This window comes from Actinomycetota bacterium, from assembly GCA_030774015.1.
In the GTDB taxonomy this organism is placed as follows: domain Bacteria; phylum Actinomycetota; class UBA4738; order UBA4738; family JACQTL01; genus JALYLZ01.
In genome coordinates this window covers 21,272-37,635 of sequence record JALYLZ010000102.1, presented here as the reverse complement: position 1 = coordinate 37,635, position 16,364 = coordinate 21,272, and the positions used below count along the sequence as shown (strand labels likewise).

Here is a 16,364-nt window from a genome sequence, read left to right as displayed (position 1 = left end):
CCGGAAGGCGGCCCCCTCTCGCGCAGGTTGCTCTGGTTCTGGTTCTCCTCTCCCGCATGCACCGGTGGTGGGTCGATCACTCCGGTGCAGCCGGCTCTTCGGAGCTACTCGAGCGGTGGACTGGCCTTCCAATACCCGGCCTCGTGGAACGTCCGACGAGTCCTCCTCGTTCCGGTCGTTCATCGTGTACCTGAGCACCCAGCCAATGGTGGACCCGTGCAGGACGACGACCTCCGGGACCGGCTTCACGGTCCGGTGCGGCTGGCCGCTGGAGCGACTCGAAGGCGGAGGCATCCTGGCCTGGTGGACGACCAACGGGAGTGCGTCTTGGTCGTTCGAACAGGACGCGAGAGGTCGGCCGATCACGGTCGGGGGGCGCCCCGCCAAGCTGCTGGTGCGGTCGGGTTGCCGCTTCGTCGGCGGCGAGGTGGCGATGACGGCGGTGATTCCCTACCCGACCCTGCCCGACAACTGGTACGAGCTGGACGCGTGCATCCGCGGTCCCCGGACCGACCTGGCCGAGGCACAGATTCGCGCCCTTCTGGATTCCACCTCGTTCCCCGGCGGCTGATCCGCTACCGGACAGGCACCCGGGCCAGGTAGACGTCCTCGTCCGGGGTGGGGTTGTGGGAGCCCACGACGCCACGGGTGTCGGCCCACACCACGTCGACGGTGCGGTGGGCCACGATCACGTACAGGTAGTCGCCCAGGAAGCCCGCCTGGAACGGGTTGTTCGCCGGCACCAGGTTGGGCATGGAGCCCGTGGTGATCCGGCGGTACGTCCAGCTCCGGCCGTCGTGGTGCGAGATGGCCAGGGTGATGTCGTTGCAGCCGGTCCGCTCGCAGCTCCCGTACCGGCGGTCGTAGTACGCGACGTACAGCGTGCCGTCCGGGCCCACCGTCCCCCACGGCTGCCACTGCGCCGCCGGGTCGCTCCGGCTTCCGGCCCGGCCGGTGCGAGACGACACGAGGCGAGGCGGGCTCCAGGTGAGACCGGCGTCGGCGGACACCGCCACGAAGACGTCCGCGTTGTGGTTCTGGCAGGGCTCGGTGATGATCCCGGCCGAGTTGTCGCAGGGTCCGCCGTGGCGGAAGTCGGACCACACCACGGCGATGCGCCCGCCGCCGGCCGAGACGGACGGGGAGTCGCTCACCCGGTATCCGTTCGGCTCCAGGCACTGGCGGAAGGGCGGGCACCCGGTGGTGAGGTCCTGGAGCGGCGAGAAGTTGATGGGCTCCGTGGCGACGTCGATGGCCGCCCGCACGGGCGCGGTCCAGGTGACGCCGGCATCGTTCGAGCTCACCACGAGCTGCTGGCACCGGCCGGGCAGCCCGTGGACCGAGCGCCGGGTCGTGTTGCAGTTGTTGAACGCGACGTAGAGCTCGCCCCCTCGGTCCACGAACGGCGCCGAGCCCTGGTCGAAGTCGCAGTCCGAGGGGCTCCTGGCCGGGTCGAACGTGTCCCCGAACGCGCAGATGGCGGGGTTGGCGCCGCTGATCTCCTTCGGCGTGCTCCAGGAGGCGCCTCCATCGAGCGACCGCGAGAAGAAGATGGCGCTGGAGCAGTAGGACTGCCCGGCGTCCCCGCAATGGAAGTCGAAGACGGTCCACGTCACGTACACGTTGTTGGCGAACGGGCTGGCCCGGTTGGAGTCGGCCACGATGGACTCGCGGTCGTTGTCGAGCTGGAAGTCCACCCCGCGGCCTGGCCCGGCCGCCTCGTTGCAGTTCTCCGCGACGCGGCTGGGGTCGGCGTCCAGGCGGTCGGCCGGATCGTGCAGATACGAGCCCTTCGAAGCCGCATCGGCCTTCCACACGAACAGGCCGCTGGTGGCGTCGCCGAGGTCGAAGCCGACCGCCGCGTAGTACATGGCACCGTTCGCGTTGAAGGTGACGCTGGGGTCGCTGAAGGCGTCGTACCCGATGCCCTGGCACGACAGGAACCGCGTTCCCGGCTGGAAGTCGCCGAAGTGCTTCCCGCCGTCGATGGTGTAGTCGAGCCCGGTCTGGTTGAAGCCCGAGCGCGAGTCGTTCTGGCCGATCACCAGGTTCCCCCGATTTGTGGGGTTCGCGGCGACGGTCTCCTCGGCCTGCCGCCGAAGCGTGCAGTCCTGGTTGGCCCGAACGTTCGCCGGGCTCCCCGGCGCCCGGAAGACGTGCCGGCATCCGGTAGGGCCGGGTGCGGTGACCGGCGGCTCCGTGGCGGTGCTCCGACGGGCGGCGCGCAGCTCGGCCACCGAGGCCACGACCCCGCCCGAGACCTGCGGGACGAACGTGTCGTTGGGGATTCGTGCCGGTGGATGGAACGCGGCCCGGATCGCGGCGTTCATCCGGTGGCCTGCTCGCGCGCCTCCCGGGACGCTTCCGAACAGCGCCCCCAGGACGATCGCCGCCGCCGCCCCGATGGCCACCCGCCGCATGCCCCCTCCTTCCAACGCTGTACGGGATCATGCCAGCAAACGCCGATTCGATCACCGGCCTTCGGTCCGGGTCGGCGCCGGCCCGGGGGAGTTCCTTGGTCTGCCGGATCGGGACCGGCCGGCGCCGGGCCTTCCCCGAACGCCCGCCCGGGACGCTCCCGGAGCTCATCCGCTTCGGACCCGGCCTACACCGAACGGGGCGAGGGAGGTGGCCCAACTCTGCCCGTTCGCCCGTAGTGGGGGAAGGGCCGCGTGTCGATACTCAGGTTCCCAGGAACATCCGCTGGACGACGAAAGGGAACTCGTGGAAGCCACGCTCACCGCCCCGCTCACCTGGCCGGTCCTTCGACCTCGGCGACTGGTCGCCATGGTGGCCGCCGTGGCCTGCCTGGCCGTTGGTGCCGTGGTCGTCCAGCCCCCCGCCCTGCCGGCTCCGGCCGACGCCGGGTTGCTCCGGCTGGCCAGGACGTCCCCGGCCCGGAACGTCTCCGTGATCGTGGGGGAGGCCGTTCCGCAGTCCGACACCGCCGAGGCGCTGGTGCGGGCCGCGGGCGGCCACGTCACGCACGAGCTTCCGATCGTCGAGAGCTTCTCGGCCCGCATCCCGGCGGGGCGGGTGCCCGGCCTGCTGGCGTCCCGAGCCATCACCCATGTCTGGGGCGACGCCCGGATCCACATGCTGGGCGTGAACATGAAGAAGTACGACTCCTGGGCGCCCAACACGCTGTGGCGGGCCGCCATCGGGCTGGACAAGCAGAAGTACACGGGGCAGGGCGTGACGGTGGCGCTGCTCGACACCGGCGTGTCCCAAGTGGCCGACCTCGGAAGCCGGGTCCTGGCCCGCGTGGACTTCACCCCGGACCATGACGGCTTCGACCGGTACGGGCACGGGACCCACATGGCCGGCATCATCGCCAGCGACGGGAGCGGCTCCGGCGGCAAGTACCCGGGCGTGGCCACGAAGGCGAACCTGGTCTCGATCAAGGTGGCCGGGTGGGATGGCGGCACCGACGTCTCCGTGGTGATCGCGGGGCTCCAGTGGGCCGTGAACCACAAGACCGCGTACAACATCCGCGTCCTGAACCTGTCCTTCGGGACCGACGGGACGCAGGCGTATTCGATCGACCCCCTCGACTACGCGGTGGAGCAGGCCTGGTTCGCGGGGATCTTCGTGGTGGTGTCCGCCGGGAACCGCGGCCCGACCGCCAAGACCATCAACAAGCCCGGCGACGACCCCTACGTGGTCACGGTGGGAGCCATCGACGACAAGAACACGGCCTCCTACGGCGACGACACCCTGGCCGACTTCTCCAGCGTCGGGCCCACCCAGGACGGGTTCACCAAGCCGGACGTGGTGGCTCCGGGGATCAGCATCGTGTCGAACCTCGCCGCGGGGAGCACGGTGGCGGCGCAGCATCCCACCGCCATCATGCCGGGCAGCTACATCAAGGGCAGCGGGACCTCACAGGCGGCGGCCGTCGTCTCCGGTGTGGCGGCCCTGATGTTCGAGGCGAACCCGGGCATGTCGGTGAACGTGGCCAAGGCCACGCTGATGGGCACCTGCAAGAAGATCGCCTCGTCGAGCGGCGTCGGCAAGGGCCTGGTGTGGGCGCCCGACGCCACCTTCGCGGCCTCGAAGAACTTCTACGCGAAGAGCCCGGCCAACGCGGGACTCGTCCCGTCGAGCGGCACCGGCAGCCTGGAGGGGAGCCGGGGGACCTACCACGTGTACGCCGACACGAACAACGACGGCGTCCCGGACACCCTGATCGCCGGCGACCTCGACGCGCTCGGGACCATCTGGGACCGCAAGGGCTGGAAGTCGGACGCGTGGCTGACCTCCGACTGGCTCCCGCTCACCTCCCTGGACGTGGGCTGGGACAAGAAGGGATGGAAGGGCGCGAACTGGAGCGGCATGCAGTGGGACAGCTCCAGCTGGGCCTCGGCCGCCTGGAGCGGCACGGCCTGGGGCGCCGCGACCTGGACCACCAGCCCCGCGACGGCGAGCACCGATTGGGGCTCCTCCACGTGGAGCTGATCGCGCAGAAGCCGAAGCTCCCGCGCGCGGCGTCTGCACTGATCGTGTCGAGCGCGGTGGCGGGAACAGCCATCGTGGCCTGGCGGCTCCAGCAGCTGGCGTCGTGGCGCCTGGTGGACCTCCTGGCGTGGGCGGCCCTGGTCGTGGCCGGCGTGGCCCTGGAGCAGTTCCCGATGAGCTACCAGCACGGGGACGAGAAGGAGATCTTCTCCCTGACCGACGTGGTGTGGGTGGCGGGACTGGTCCTGGTCCGGCCCGACGTGCTGACCCTGGCGGTGGGCACCGGAACCCTCCTCGGGCAGAGCCTGAACCGGGTGGCCCGGCACAAGGTCGCCTTCAACGCCGGACAGGACCTGATCGGCATCACCATCGCCATCTTGGTGGAACGCGCCCTCCTGCCGGCCGCCCCGGCCCTGACCGACCCGGCGGTGTGGGGGGCGGCGATCGCCGGGATGGCCTGCTACTTCGCGGTGAACGAGAGCATGATCGCCCAGATCATCTCGGTGGTGGAGGCCCGGCCGTTCCGGGAGATCGTGTTTCCGACCCTCGGCCTGTCCGTTCTCCAGTGGGCCGGGAACGTGCTGATCGGCCTGCTGGCCGCCCTGGTGTGGAGCGAGGCCAAGATCGGGCTGCCCCTCCTGGTCGCGCCGGTGTCGCTGTCCTACCTCGGGTACCGGGCGTGGCTGTCCGGGATCCGGGAGAGCGACCGCATGCGCGGGTTGTACGAGGCGGGCAAGGCGCTGTCCGGGCCGCTCGGCTCCACGCCGGACTACCGGGAGTTCCTCCGGGCCGCGGCGGACCTCCTGGAAGCGGCGGCCGTCGAGCTGGTCGCGGTGGAGGACGGACGGGTCACCGTGCACGGCTCGGACGGCAGGACGGCGTTCACGCCGGAGGGCGACCACCCCGGCGACGGTTCCCCCCGGGCCTACGTGCCCGCCCGGCCCGGCCTGGAGCTGGAGCTGGCCGCCGTGGCCAGCCCCGCCGGAGTCCAGACCTTCCTGGCCGTCTATCGGGACCGGACGCTGTCCCGGTCGGAGCGCTCGCTTCTGGACGCCCTGGCGTCGCAGGCCTCAGTGAAGCTCGAGAACGGTCGGCTCTTCCTCGAGATCCTGGAACAGCGGACCCAGCTCGGGGACATCGTCGCCAACACCTCGGACGGCATCTTCACGGTCTCGCCGGACCACCGGATCCTGTCGTGGAACCCGGGGATGGCCCGGATCACCGGATTCGCGCCGGAGGAGGCCACCGGGAGGCGGGTCGAGCACGTGCTGGGCACCACGCTCGACGGGACGGCCGGGCCGGAGGCCGCGGTTCGCGTGATCGCCCTCGAGCCGGCCATCGGGCAGATCGGCGACGCCGAGGTGGTTCGCAAGGACGGAACCCGCCGGTGGATCCGCTACACGCGGAACGCCGTGCGCGACCGCGAGGGCGAGGTCAGGGCCGAGGTCGTGGTGGCCAGGGACGTCACCGCTGAGCTGGAGGTGGAGCGGGCCAAGGCCGAGTTCGTGGCGGCGGTCTCCCACGAGCTCCGGACGCCCCTCACCCCGCTCAAGGGCTATCTGACCTCGCTGGCCCGCGGCGCGATCCCCGACTCGCCCCAGGCTCGCCAGGAGTACTACGAGATCATGCTGAACCAGGCCAACCGCCTGGAGCGGCTGATCACCGACCTCCTGGACGTGTCACAGATCGAGTCCGGCCAGATGTCCATCGCCGTCGAGTCGGTGGACATTGGGGACCTGCTGGACGCTCAGGCCTTCGAGCTGTCCCGCCAGCATCCGGACCGCGACGTCCGGTTCCACCGGCCGGCCCGGCCCGTGGTGGTGCAGGCGGACCCGTTCCGCGTCGGCCAGGTCGCGCTGAACCTGCTGTCGAACGCGCTGAAGTACTCCCCGGCGGGGTCACCCGTCGACCTGGAGCTGGCGTGCTCAGGGAGCCACGCGGTCGTGTCCGTGGGCGACCGGGGCCCCGGCGTTCCGGCGCCCGAACGGGACCGGGTTTTCGAGCGGTTCCACCGCGTCGAGAACGGCCTGACCAGGACCACCGGAGGGACGGGGCTGGGGCTGTTCATCGCCCGGCGCCTGGTCGAGGGGATGTTCGGCCGGCTGTGGCTGGAGCCCCGAGCGGGCGGCGGGTCCACGTTCTCGTTCAGCCTTCCCCTGGTTGTGGCGTCCGGCTCACCCTCGAACGATTCGCCGCCGAACGGGCATGGCTCCGCGGTGCCGGCCATGGCGGCGATGGGGGCTCAGGCGCCGATCGGGAACGAGTAGCTCGACGGGATCGGCTTCGGCAGCTGGGTGGTGGTCCCGTACGTGACCGCGATCTCCTGGTGCGAGGCCAGCACGAGCAGGCGCGGGTCGCCCCGGACGAGCCTCCCCTCCACGTACACGCGAAGCCGCCGGTCGCCCTGGTCGCAGTAGCCGCCCAGGCACGTCGAGGTGAACCGGACTCCCCACACGTCGAAGATCTGGCCCAGGTCGAACCGCCGGTCGACGTTCGACTCGACGTGGATGATGCCGCTGGTGTCGTGGGTGTGGATCGGCGACAGGAACCCCGCTCCGGTGTTGATCCCGATGTTGGCCGGGACGGTGATCTGCCGGCCGTCCACGAAGACGTCCAGGTGCTGGTGGATGTGCAGCGCGCTTCCCTCCGACGGGAGCGCCGGGAAGCCGATGGCCTCCAGGCGAGCCCGAAGGGTCGAGGTCGCGATGGGCCAAGGGGCGGGGCCGGTCTGGAGCCCGGAGAGCGGCGGCTGCGAGAGGCTCGGCGCGGGCGACAGGAACGTGGCGGGCGGTGGCGGGCGGTGGGCCTGGTGGAGCTGCCACAGGTAGTAGCCGCCCAGGACCAGCGCGATCACGACGGCCATGGTGACCAGCCGGGGGATGCGGGAACGGCTGGGGGGCTGAACCGGCCGTCGCGCCGGCGGGCGCTGCGGCCGCGGTCGGCTCGCGTCGGCGGGCTGAGGTGCGGGGCGTGTGGTCCGCCGGCGCTTCTTCGTCTTTGCCAACCGGCCGCGTGTCCTTTCGGTCGTGTTCCTGGCGGAGGGGCGGAGTGCCGGGTCCGGTGTGACATCATTTCCAGCCGTGAGCGCCCCCAGCCCGCGCGAGCCTACCGCGGAGGACCGTCTCGCGGACGGCCAGCCATCCACGGACTCGACCCTGGAATCCCTGGAACGGGACCGGCTGCTCGAGCTGCTCCGCCGTTTCGGCAGGAATCCCGGTTCCTTCCTGGTGCTGTACGACGCGCCGTGGAGGTATTTCGTGGATCCGCTCGCGGAAGGGGCGGTCTGCTACATCGAGGTGAACCGCACCGCCGTGGTGTGGTGTGACCCCTTGTGCGCTCAGGATCGGGTCGGGGGGCTGCTGGCCCGGTTCACCAGGGCCATGCGGGCCCGCGGGCTGCGGGTGTGCCTGGTGGCGGTGGAGGAGGACACGGCCCGGCTCGCGCTCGGCGCCGGGTACGCGGTCCTGAAGATCGGCGAGGAGCCCGTGTTCGATCTGGGAGCCTGGCGGCGTCCTCGGGGCGACCCCGGGAAGAAGCTCCGGTGGTGCCTGAACCACGCGCGGCGGGCCGGCGTCACGGTGACGGAGTACCGCGCGGCGGACGGACGGGATCCGGCCCTGGAGGAGGAGCTGATGGTCGCGAGGCGCGACTGGGAGGCCTCGCTGGGGCGCCGGCCCGTGCGTTCGTTCCTCCGGGCCGCGCCGCTGGCGGAGATCCGGCACAAGCGGGTGTTCCTGGCCCGGCGAGCCGGACGGCTGGAGGCCGTGCTGGCCTGCTCGCCCGTGTTCGGCAGGAACGGCTGGTACCTCGAGGACCTGATCCGGGTGCCGGGCGCGGTGAACGGCGCGACCGAGCTGGTGGTGGTGGAGGCCATGGAGCGCCTGGGGGCCGCCGGCGCGTCGTTCGCGAGCCTGGGCATCGCGCCGCTCCGAGGCAGTGGGGAGCAGATGGACCGGCGGGCCGGATGGATGGCCCGGGCCCTGCACGTCGGCTTCGAGCGATTCGACCGGCAGTTCCACTTCGCGTCGCTGTCCAGGTTCAAGGCGAAGTTCCGGCCGACAGCCTGGGAGCCCAGGTACGTTGCGTTCAATCCTCCCCGGCCCAGCGTCGGGCTGGCCCGCGCGGTGATCTCCGTGCTCGACCCGACGCCGGCGCCGGAGGCCAGGCCGCGGACAGTCTCGTCCTCGGGGAGCCGGGTGCTGGTGGGGGCGCAGGCGCTGCTCCTGGGGCTGGCCAGCCTGCTGGTGCTGGCCGGCAATCCGGTGGGCGACCGGGTCGGTTCGGTGGCCACGCTCCTGGCGCCGGTCGGCCTGGCCGGGATGGTGATCGCGGTCCTGCTGTGGGTATTGGCCGCCCGCATGGCCCGAGGGGAGGGCCTGCTGGTGCGGGCGCTGGCCGTAGCCCTCGAGGCGGGCATCGCCCTGGCCACCCTGGGGCGGCTCCACCACGGGCGCGGCGTGGCCCTGGACGTGGTGAGCCTGCTGGTGGCGGGCACGGTCCTGGTGCTCGCGTTCCGGCCCGCCGAGCATGCCGACGTCCCCGACGACGCCAGCTGAGATACAGCTCGAAGGCCCGACGACTCCCTGAGCTACGGCTCGAGGCGGCCGGGCTGGGTGGCTCCTGGCTCCGGTGCGCGGCCTGGCCGGGGCCGTGCCGCCAGCCGGAGCATGTGGCCGTACGCGATCGCGGTGGGCGGACGCCTGGCCGGGTCCTTGGCCAGGGCCTGGAGCAGGGCCCAGGACAGTTCCGGAGGAAGCTCCGGCCGGATCGAAACCGGGTCGGGCGGTTCCTCGTTGAGGTGCGCCATGGCCACCTGGAACATGCCCCGGGCCGCGAACGGCGGCTTCCCGGCGAGGCACTCGTAGATCACGCAGCCGAACGCGTACATGTCTGACGCGGGGGTGCCCTGCCCCCCTTTCACCAGCTCGGGAGCCAGGTAGTCGAGGGTCCCCATGACCTGCCCCGGGCTGGTGAGGACGGTGTACGCGGGACCCTTGGCCAGGCCGAAGTCGGTGAGGGCGGCCGATCCGTCCTCGGACAGCATGATGTTCGACGGCTTGATGTCCCGGTGCACCAGCCCGTTGGCGTGCAGCGCGTCCAGGCCCGACCCGGCCTCGGCGGCGATCCGGAGCACGTCCTCCAGCGGCAGCGGGCCCTCGGCGTCGATCCGGTCGGCCAGCGAGCGCCCGGCCACGAAGGCCACCGCCAGGAAGTGCTTCCCGTCGGCCTGGCCGGCCTCCAGGATCGGCACGAGGTGCTTGTGCTGGACCTCGCTGGCCGCCCGGGCCTCGTGGACGAACCGACGCTGGTAGACGGGGTCGGCGGACAGGCGTTCCTTCAGCACCTTCAGCGCCACCACCGCCCCGTCGGGCTCATGGACGGCGCGGAACACCACGGCCACCGCGCCCTCCCCCAGGAACTCCTCCAGGCGGTAGGGCCCGACCCGATCGCCCGTTCGAACCTCGATGTCCTCGGGGGGTCCTGGCACCATGGCGGCCCAGCATAGCCACGGGTCGTCGTGTCCCGCCTCGTTCCGCGCGGGCCGGCGCCCGCAGGGGGCCCGTTGTATCGTCGTCGGGCGATGACGGCCGTCATCGGGACGTTCTCCCTGGGTCTCGCCCTCGCGGTGTCGCTGTACGGCGCCGTCGCCTCGTTCGCCGGCGCCCGGCGGCGCAACCCGGTGCTGGTCGAGAGCGCGCGGACCTCGGCGTTCTCCCTGGTTGCCCTGGTGGCGGCGGCCAACGGCGCCATGTTCGCCGCCATCCTCGCGAACGACTTCACCGTCCAGTACGTGGCCGACAACTCCAGCCGCCACACGCCCCTGTTCTTCAAGGTGCTGTCGCTGTGGTCGGCGGACGAGGGGTCCCTGCTGCTCTGGAACCTCATCCTGGCCGGGTTCATCGCCGCGGTGGCCATCCGGTTCCGCCGGCAGCGCCCGGAGACCTTCCCCTGGGCCCTGGGGACCATGTTCTCGGTGTCGGTGTTCTATCTGGTCCTGGTGCTGGGGCCGACCAGGCCGTTCGCCACGCTGGCCCACGCGCCGGCCGACGGTCGGGGGCCCCTGCCGCTGCTCCAGAACCATCCGCTCATGGCCATCCACCCGCCCATGCTGTACCTGGGCTTCATCGGCTTCACCGTGCCGTTCGCGTTCGCGGTGGCGGCCCTGATGACCGGGCGCCTGTCGGACCAGTGGATCCGGATCACCCGGCGCTGGGCCATGTTCGCCTGGATCTGCCTGACCGCGGGGCTGTTCCTGGGGGCGCTGTGGTCCTACGCCGTGCTCGGGTGGGGCGGGTACTGGGCGTGGGACCCCGTCGAGAACATCGCGCTGCTGCCCTGGCTGACCGCGACCGCGTTCCTGCACTCGGTGATGGTGGAGGAGCGCCGCGGCATGCTGAAGGTCTGGAACCTGTCCTTGGTGGTGGGGACGTTCGCGCTCACGGTGTTCGGGACGTTCCTGACCCGGGGCAGCATCCTGTCCTCGGTCCACTCGTTCGCGCAGTCGGCGGTCGGACCGATGTACCTCGCGTTCCTCCTGCTGGTGCTGGTGGGCGGGTTCGGGCTGATCGCGGCCCGGTCGTCGTTGCTGCGCTCGGAGACGGTGATCGACCGGGCGCTGTCACGGGAGGCCGTGTTCCTGGGGAACAACCTGCTGCTCGCGGTCCTGGCGTTCACCGTGCTGATCGGCACGATCTTCCCGCTGCTGGACCAGGCCCTCACCGGCGTGAAGGTGTCGGTGGGCGGACCGTACTTCGACCGGACCACCGTGCCGGTGATGCTGCTGATCCTGTTCCTGATGGGGATCGGGCCGCTGCTGCCGTGGCGGGCCGGCTCGACCGGCCAGCTGGCCCGGCGGCTCCGGCTGCCGGCGTGGGCGGCGGCGCTGACCGTGGCCGGGCTCGCCCTGAGCGGTGTGGGGCACGTGGCCGCGATCCTGGCGTTCGGGCTGGGGGCGTTCGTGGCGGTGGCGGCGCTCTCCGAGATGGTGCGAGGCGTTCGGTCCCATCGCCGGGCCCACGGGGGCGGTCCGCTCCGAGCGGCCGTCGGCGCGTTCGGAAGGAATCGCCGGCTGTACGGCGGGCTGGTAGTCCACCTCGGACTCGTCATCGCCATCGTGGCCATCGCCTGGTCCCAGACCTACCGGTCGCAGACCGAGGTCACGCTGGCCCGCGGCCAGAGCACGCAGTTCGCCGGGTACACGCTCCGCTACGACGGGACGCGGATCGAGAACCAGCCGTACCGCACGGTGTTCGTGACCACCCTGTCCATCGTGGACGGCGGCCGGACCGTGGGCGCGCTGATCCCGTCGCTCAACTTCTACCCGTCGTCGCAGGACCCGATCGGCACGCCGTCCATCAGCAAGGGAACGCCGGCGAACCGGTTCCGGGACCTGTACGCCTCGGTGCAGTCCGTCGAGCCGCTGGGGACGCGCGCGACGTTCCGCCTGTTCCTGAACCCCGGGGTGCTATGGCTGTGGGTGGGCGGCGCGGTCATGGTGCTGGGCGGCGTGGGGGCGATCTGGCGTCCCCGCCGCAGGGTCACCGCGCCCGTGCTGCCTCCAGAGCCCGTGCGAGAGCCGGTGGAGGTGGCGACGTGACGCCGGAGGGTTCCCGGCACACCGAGCGACCGGCGCGGTGGCGCTGGGCGGCGTTCTCGCTGGTGTCCATCGTCGCGCTGGGGGCCCTGCTCGGGTTCGGGCTGGGGCGCGATCCCCGCGCCGTGCCCAGCGTGCTGGTGGGCAAGCGGGCCCCGGCGTTCGTCCTGAAGGACGTCAAGACGGGCCAGGAGGTCCACCTGGCCGACCTCCGCGGACACGTGGTGGTGCTGAACTTCTGGGCCAGCTGGTGCGTGGAATGCGTCGAGGAACACCCCAACCTGTTCGCCGCGTGGCAGCGGTACGGGGACAGCGGGGTCGTGTTCCTGTCCGTGCTGTATCAGGACCGGACCGACGCGGCGTTGCAGTTCCAGCGCCGGATGGGGCAGGGATGGCCTGACCTCCTGGACCCGGGCGGCAGGACGGCGCTCGACTACGGCGTGACGGGACCCCCGGAGACCTTCTTCATCGGCCCGGACGGGCGCATCGCCGCGAAGCAGGTGGGGCCCTCCAGCTACGCGCTGCTGGCGTCGAGGATCCGGTCGCTGCTGCCCGACTCGAGGGCCGCGTGATGGACCGAGCCGTCGCTCCCGGGACGCGTCGCCGGCTCGCTCCGGTGCTGACCGTGGTGGCCGCGGTGGTGCTGGCCGGGGTCGCGCTGGGGGTGGGGCTGTCTCGAGGAGGGTCGGGGCCCGCGACGCTTCAGGAACGCGTGCAGGCCATCGCGTCGGGACTGCGGTGCCCCGTGTGCCAGAACCTGTCGGTGGCCGACTCCCCGTCGCCGCTGGCGCAGCAGATGCGAGCCGAGATCGCCGCGCGGCTGCGGGCCGGCCAGTCGCCCGGCCAGATCCGCCAGTTCTTCGTGAGCCGGTACGGGCAGTTCATCCTGCTCACGCCGCCCGGCCACGGGCTGGGGCTGCTGCCCTGGGCCGCACCGGCCGTGGGGCTGGTGATAGGGGCGGTGGTCGTCGCGTTCCTGGTGGGCCGGCGACCGCGTGGCGGTGACGAGGCTTCGGCTTCGAATGACGCTGACGAGCCGCCGCTGACCGAGGCGGAACGCGACCGCATCCGCCGGGACGTCGAAGCGGTGGAGTACCCCGATTGAGCTCGGTGATCGTGGTGCTGGTGGTGGCTCTGCTGGCCATGGTGGCGGCGCTGGGGATCGTGACGCCCTACCGCCGCCGGGGCATCCCCGCGCTGGAGCCGCCGGCCGACCCGTTGGAGGACCGTCGTCTCGCCTTGGCCATCGCGCTCCGCGACCTGGAGGCCGCGCACGGGTCGGGCGCCCTGGAGGAAGCGGACTACCTGCGCCTGCGAACGGAGACCGAGGGCCGCATGGGGAAGGTGCTCCGGGTGCTCGACGAGCGCTCCCGCGGGCCGGAGCCGGAGGGAGATGGCGACGGGGCGAACGCGGGGCCGGGGCGGACCTTCTCGGCCCGGTGGGTCTTCGTGGCGCTGGTCGCCGTGCTGGCCCTGTCGGCCGCCCTGGTGCCGGCTCTCCTGCGGTCGCTGCACGACCGCGCCCCCAGCTCGAGTGAGCTGTTCGGGGCCAGTTCCCTGTCCTACTTCGAGCAACGGGTGAAGGACCATCCCCACGACGTCGCAGCGCGGCTGGACCTGGCCCACCGCTACCTGGACGCCGGCATGCTGGAGCAGGCCTCCGACGAGTACCGGTCCGCGCTGCTGCTGGACCCCAACGACGCGGACGCGCTGGCCCACATCGGCGTCCTGCTCCACCTGTCGGGCGAGCCGAAGGCCGCGCTGGACGCGGAACGAAAGGCCCTCTCCATCGATCCGGCCTACCCGGACGCCCTGTTCTACGAGGGCCTGATCCTGCTGAGGGGCCTTCATCGCCCGGCCCAGGCCGTGGGGCCGCTCAGCGCCTACCTGAAGGCGTCCCCGTACGGGTCCGAGGGGCCGGAGGCGCGGCGGCTGCTGGCCCAGGCGCGCGCCCAGGCCGCCGCCGGCTGATGGAGCGACTCCGAAAGCAGGTGGCGGCCTGACCTTCCCCATCGAGCCGCCGATCGAGCCGATGCTGGCGAAGCTCCAGCGCGAGCTCCCCCTGGGAGACGGGTGGCGCTACGAGCCGAAGTGGGACGGGTTCCGCGCCATCGTGTTTCGGGACGGAGAGGACCTGTACGTGCAGAGCCGGGACCTCCGACCCCTCAATCGGTACTTCCCCGAGCTGCTTCCCGCCTTGGCGGACGCGCTGCCGAAGCGCTGCGTGGTGGACGGCGAGATCGTGCTGCCGGGGCGCGACGGCCTCGACTTCGACTCCCTCCAGATGCGGTTGCACCCGGCGGAGTCGCGGGTCCGGAAGCTCGCCGCGGAGACGCCGGTTTCGTTCGTGGCGTTCGACCTGCTGGCGCTGGGGGATCGCGACCTGCGCGGAGCCGCGTTCGCGGACCGTCGGGCCGAGTTGGAGAAGGCGCTGGACGTGGCCTCGGGCGTGCCCCAGAAGGATGGGACGACCGTGCTGCTGACGCCCCAGCTGACGGACCCGGAGGAGGCTGAGGCGTGGTTCGCGGAGCTGGCGCCACTGGGCCTGGAGGGAGTGGTGGCGAAGCGGGCCGACCTGCGGTACCGGCCGGGCGAGCGGGCCATGGTCAAGATCAAGAAAGTCCACACCGTCGACTGCGTGGTGGGCGGGTTCCGGCCGTCCAAGTCGGGTCAGGGCATCGGATCGCTGCTGCTGGGGCTGTACGACGACGCCGGCGTGCTGCACTACGTCGGGCACACGTCGTCGTTCAAGGCTCGGGAACGCGTGGAGATCCGGGAGAAGCTTCGCCCGCTGGAGGGCGAGCGGAGCTTCAGCCGCGCGTGGCCCGAGGCCCCCCAGGGGCGCACCCCCGACTCCATGAGCCGCTGGACCGTCGGCCGCGAACAGCAGCCCTGGACCGAGGTGAAGCCGGTCCTGGTGTGCGAGGTCTCCATCGACAAGATGCAGGGCGACCGCTTCCGCCACGCCGCCACCTTCGTCCGCTGGCGCGACGACAAGCGCCCCGAGGAGTGCACCTCGGACCAGCTGTGAGTCGCCGGGCAGGCGTTCGGCGGCGGCTCTCTCGTATCAAGCGATGTGAGGAGCCGACTGGCCGCCGTGCTCTTGCTTGCCCTCCTGGTGGTCGGGTGCCATGGAGCTTCCAGTTCGGGAGTGAGAGGCACCCTGCTGGTCAGGGGTACCATCGGAGCCCGCGTTCCCCTTCCACCGTACCGACCGGGCCCGGGGCGGGTGGTGGTGTTCCGGTTGGATCCCTCGACGGGAGGTCGAATGCGGGTCGCCCTGATCCACGAGCGACCGGGCGGGCACTTCATCGTTTCGCTCACTCCGGGACGCTACGTCCTTGAGGCCAGGAACGTCCTCATCGCAGGTCGCGTCCATGCACCTCCAGCCTCGGTGGTCGTCTCTGCGCATACATACGTCGACGTGAAGGTCCGCGAGTGGAACGAGTCCCCGTGATCAACGCTTCCCGCTCCCTGGCACGCTTGCGCGATCCTGCGGCGCACGAGGAGTTCTTATGGCGAAGGTAGAGGTCGACAAGCGGGGGGCGGTCACGGTGGTGACGCTGAACCGGCCGGAGGTGCACAACGCGATCGACGGGGAGACGGGTGGACTCCTCCGGGACGCGATCCAGGGCTTCGGGCACGATGCCGACGCCCGGGTGCTGGTCCTGACCGGCGCCGGCGGACGCGCCTTCTGCACGGGAGCGGACCTGAAGGACGTCGCTGGGCTGGCCAGCCCGCCGCCGGGGGAGGGGCCGCTTCGCTTCTCCCGGCTCGATCCGGGCAAGCCGACCATTGCTGCGATCGAAGGCTACTGTTTCGCCGGCGGGCTGGAGCTGGCCTGCTGGTGTGACTTCCGCATCGCCGGTGACACCGCGGAGTTCGGCGTCCTGAACCGGCGGTGGGGGATCCCGCTGGTGGACGGGGGGACCCAGCGCCTCCCGCGCCAGGTGGGACTCGGCACGGCGCTGTGGCTGATCGAGACCGGGATGCGCATCGACGCGGCGCGCGCCAGGGCCATCGGCTTGGTCCAGGAGGTCGTGCCGGCCGGCCACGCCCTGGATCGGGCCCGAGAGCTGGCCGATCGGATGGCCGCCTACCCCCAGGCCAGCCTGCGAGCGGATCGCGCCTCGGCCATCGCGGGCCTCGGCCAGCCGCTGGGCGAAGGGCTGGCCGGTGAGGAACGCCTGGGCCTGGCGTCGCTGGCCGACCCGGGGATCGGCGAGGCACTGGCCCGCTACGCCTCCGGCGACCGGCCGGAGCCGCCTCGCCCCGCCGATTGACCGCGGCCCCTCCGTCGGTTGGACCGCGA

Annotated in this window: 13 protein-coding genes and 1 pseudogene; 11 read left to right on the top strand and 3 right to left on the bottom strand. The window is 71.7% G+C overall.

Features of this window, described 5'->3' with window-relative positions:
- Positions 1-115 precede the first annotated feature (115 nt).
- Positions 116-571, top strand: a complete 456-nt coding sequence (locus M3Q23_10230; GenBank protein ID MDP9342448.1) for a hypothetical protein — start codon at positions 116-118, stop codon at positions 569-571.
- A 4-nt stretch (positions 572-575) separates the two neighbouring features.
- Here the strand turns inward: M3Q23_10230 and M3Q23_10225 are convergent, their stop codons facing one another.
- Entirely contained in the window at positions 576-2,420 is a 1,845-nt protein-coding gene (locus M3Q23_10225; GenBank protein ID MDP9342447.1) for a glycoside hydrolase, read from the bottom strand.
- A 304-nt stretch (positions 2,421-2,724) separates the two neighbouring features.
- On the opposite strand from M3Q23_10225, the gene M3Q23_10220 reads away from it, so the two are divergent.
- Both M3Q23_10220 and M3Q23_10215 read left to right on the top strand, forming a co-directional pair.
- Entirely contained in the window at positions 2,725-4,458 is a 1,734-nt protein-coding gene (locus tag M3Q23_10220) for a S8 family peptidase (GenBank protein MDP9342446.1), read from the top strand.
- A complete protein-coding gene (locus tag M3Q23_10215; protein MDP9342445.1) occupies positions 4,341-6,725 on the top strand; it encodes an ATP-binding protein in 2,385 nt (794 codons plus the stop codon). The genes M3Q23_10220 and M3Q23_10215 overlap by 118 nt, the downstream gene beginning before the upstream one ends.
- Here M3Q23_10215 and M3Q23_10210 read toward each other — a convergent pair.
- Positions 6,701-7,321: a hypothetical protein gene (locus tag M3Q23_10210; protein ID MDP9342444.1), complete on the bottom strand. Its 621-nt coding sequence runs from the start codon at positions 7,319-7,321 to the stop codon at positions 6,701-6,703. The two genes, M3Q23_10215 and M3Q23_10210, sit on opposite strands and share 25 nt — an antisense overlap.
- Positions 7,322-7,685: 364 nt before the next feature.
- Between M3Q23_10210 and M3Q23_10205 the strand changes: the two are divergent.
- Positions 7,686-8,486: pseudogene (locus M3Q23_10205) on the top strand (DUF2156 domain-containing protein).
- A 560-nt stretch (positions 8,487-9,046) separates the two neighbouring features.
- Here M3Q23_10205 and M3Q23_10200 read toward each other — a convergent pair.
- Complete coding sequence (locus M3Q23_10200; GenBank protein ID MDP9342443.1) at positions 9,047-9,949, bottom strand: serine/threonine protein kinase; 903 nt, start codon at positions 9,947-9,949, stop codon at positions 9,047-9,049.
- Between the two features lie 90 nt (positions 9,950-10,039).
- Here M3Q23_10200 and M3Q23_10195 point away from each other — a divergent pair, with 90 nt between their 5' ends.
- The 7 genes from M3Q23_10195 to M3Q23_10165 all read left to right on the top strand — a co-directional run bounded on the left by M3Q23_10195 (position 10,040) and on the right by M3Q23_10165 (position 16,335).
- On the top strand, positions 10,040-12,055 hold the full coding sequence (locus M3Q23_10195; GenBank protein ID MDP9342442.1) for a heme lyase CcmF/NrfE family subunit: 2,016 nt from the start codon (positions 10,040-10,042) through the stop codon (positions 12,053-12,055).
- A complete protein-coding gene (locus M3Q23_10190) occupies positions 12,052-12,624 on the top strand; it encodes a TlpA family protein disulfide reductase (GenBank protein MDP9342441.1) in 573 nt (190 codons plus the stop codon). The genes M3Q23_10195 and M3Q23_10190 overlap by 4 nt, the downstream gene beginning before the upstream one ends.
- Positions 12,624-13,157, top strand: a complete 534-nt coding sequence (locus M3Q23_10185; protein MDP9342440.1) for a cytochrome c-type biogenesis protein CcmH — start codon at positions 12,624-12,626, stop codon at positions 13,155-13,157. Before M3Q23_10190 ends, M3Q23_10185 begins: the two co-directional genes overlap by 1 nt.
- Positions 13,154-14,023, top strand: coding sequence for a tetratricopeptide repeat protein (locus M3Q23_10180; protein ID MDP9342439.1), 870 nt, complete (start codon positions 13,154-13,156; stop codon positions 14,021-14,023). Before M3Q23_10185 ends, M3Q23_10180 begins: the two co-directional genes overlap by 4 nt.
- A gap of 61 nt (positions 14,024-14,084) precedes the next feature.
- The gene (locus M3Q23_10175; GenBank protein MDP9342438.1) at positions 14,085-15,083 is read left to right on the top strand and encodes an ATP-dependent DNA ligase; all 999 of its coding nucleotides are present in this window, start codon (positions 14,085-14,087) and stop codon (positions 15,081-15,083) included.
- 237 nt (positions 15,084-15,320) lie between these two features.
- The gene (locus M3Q23_10170) at positions 15,321-15,509 is read left to right on the top strand and encodes a hypothetical protein (protein MDP9342437.1); all 189 of its coding nucleotides are present in this window, start codon (positions 15,321-15,323) and stop codon (positions 15,507-15,509) included.
- Between the two features lie 58 nt (positions 15,510-15,567).
- Positions 15,568-16,335: an enoyl-CoA hydratase-related protein gene (locus tag M3Q23_10165; protein MDP9342436.1), complete on the top strand. Its 768-nt coding sequence runs from the start codon at positions 15,568-15,570 to the stop codon at positions 16,333-16,335.
- The last annotated feature ends 29 nt before the right edge of the window (positions 16,336-16,364 follow it).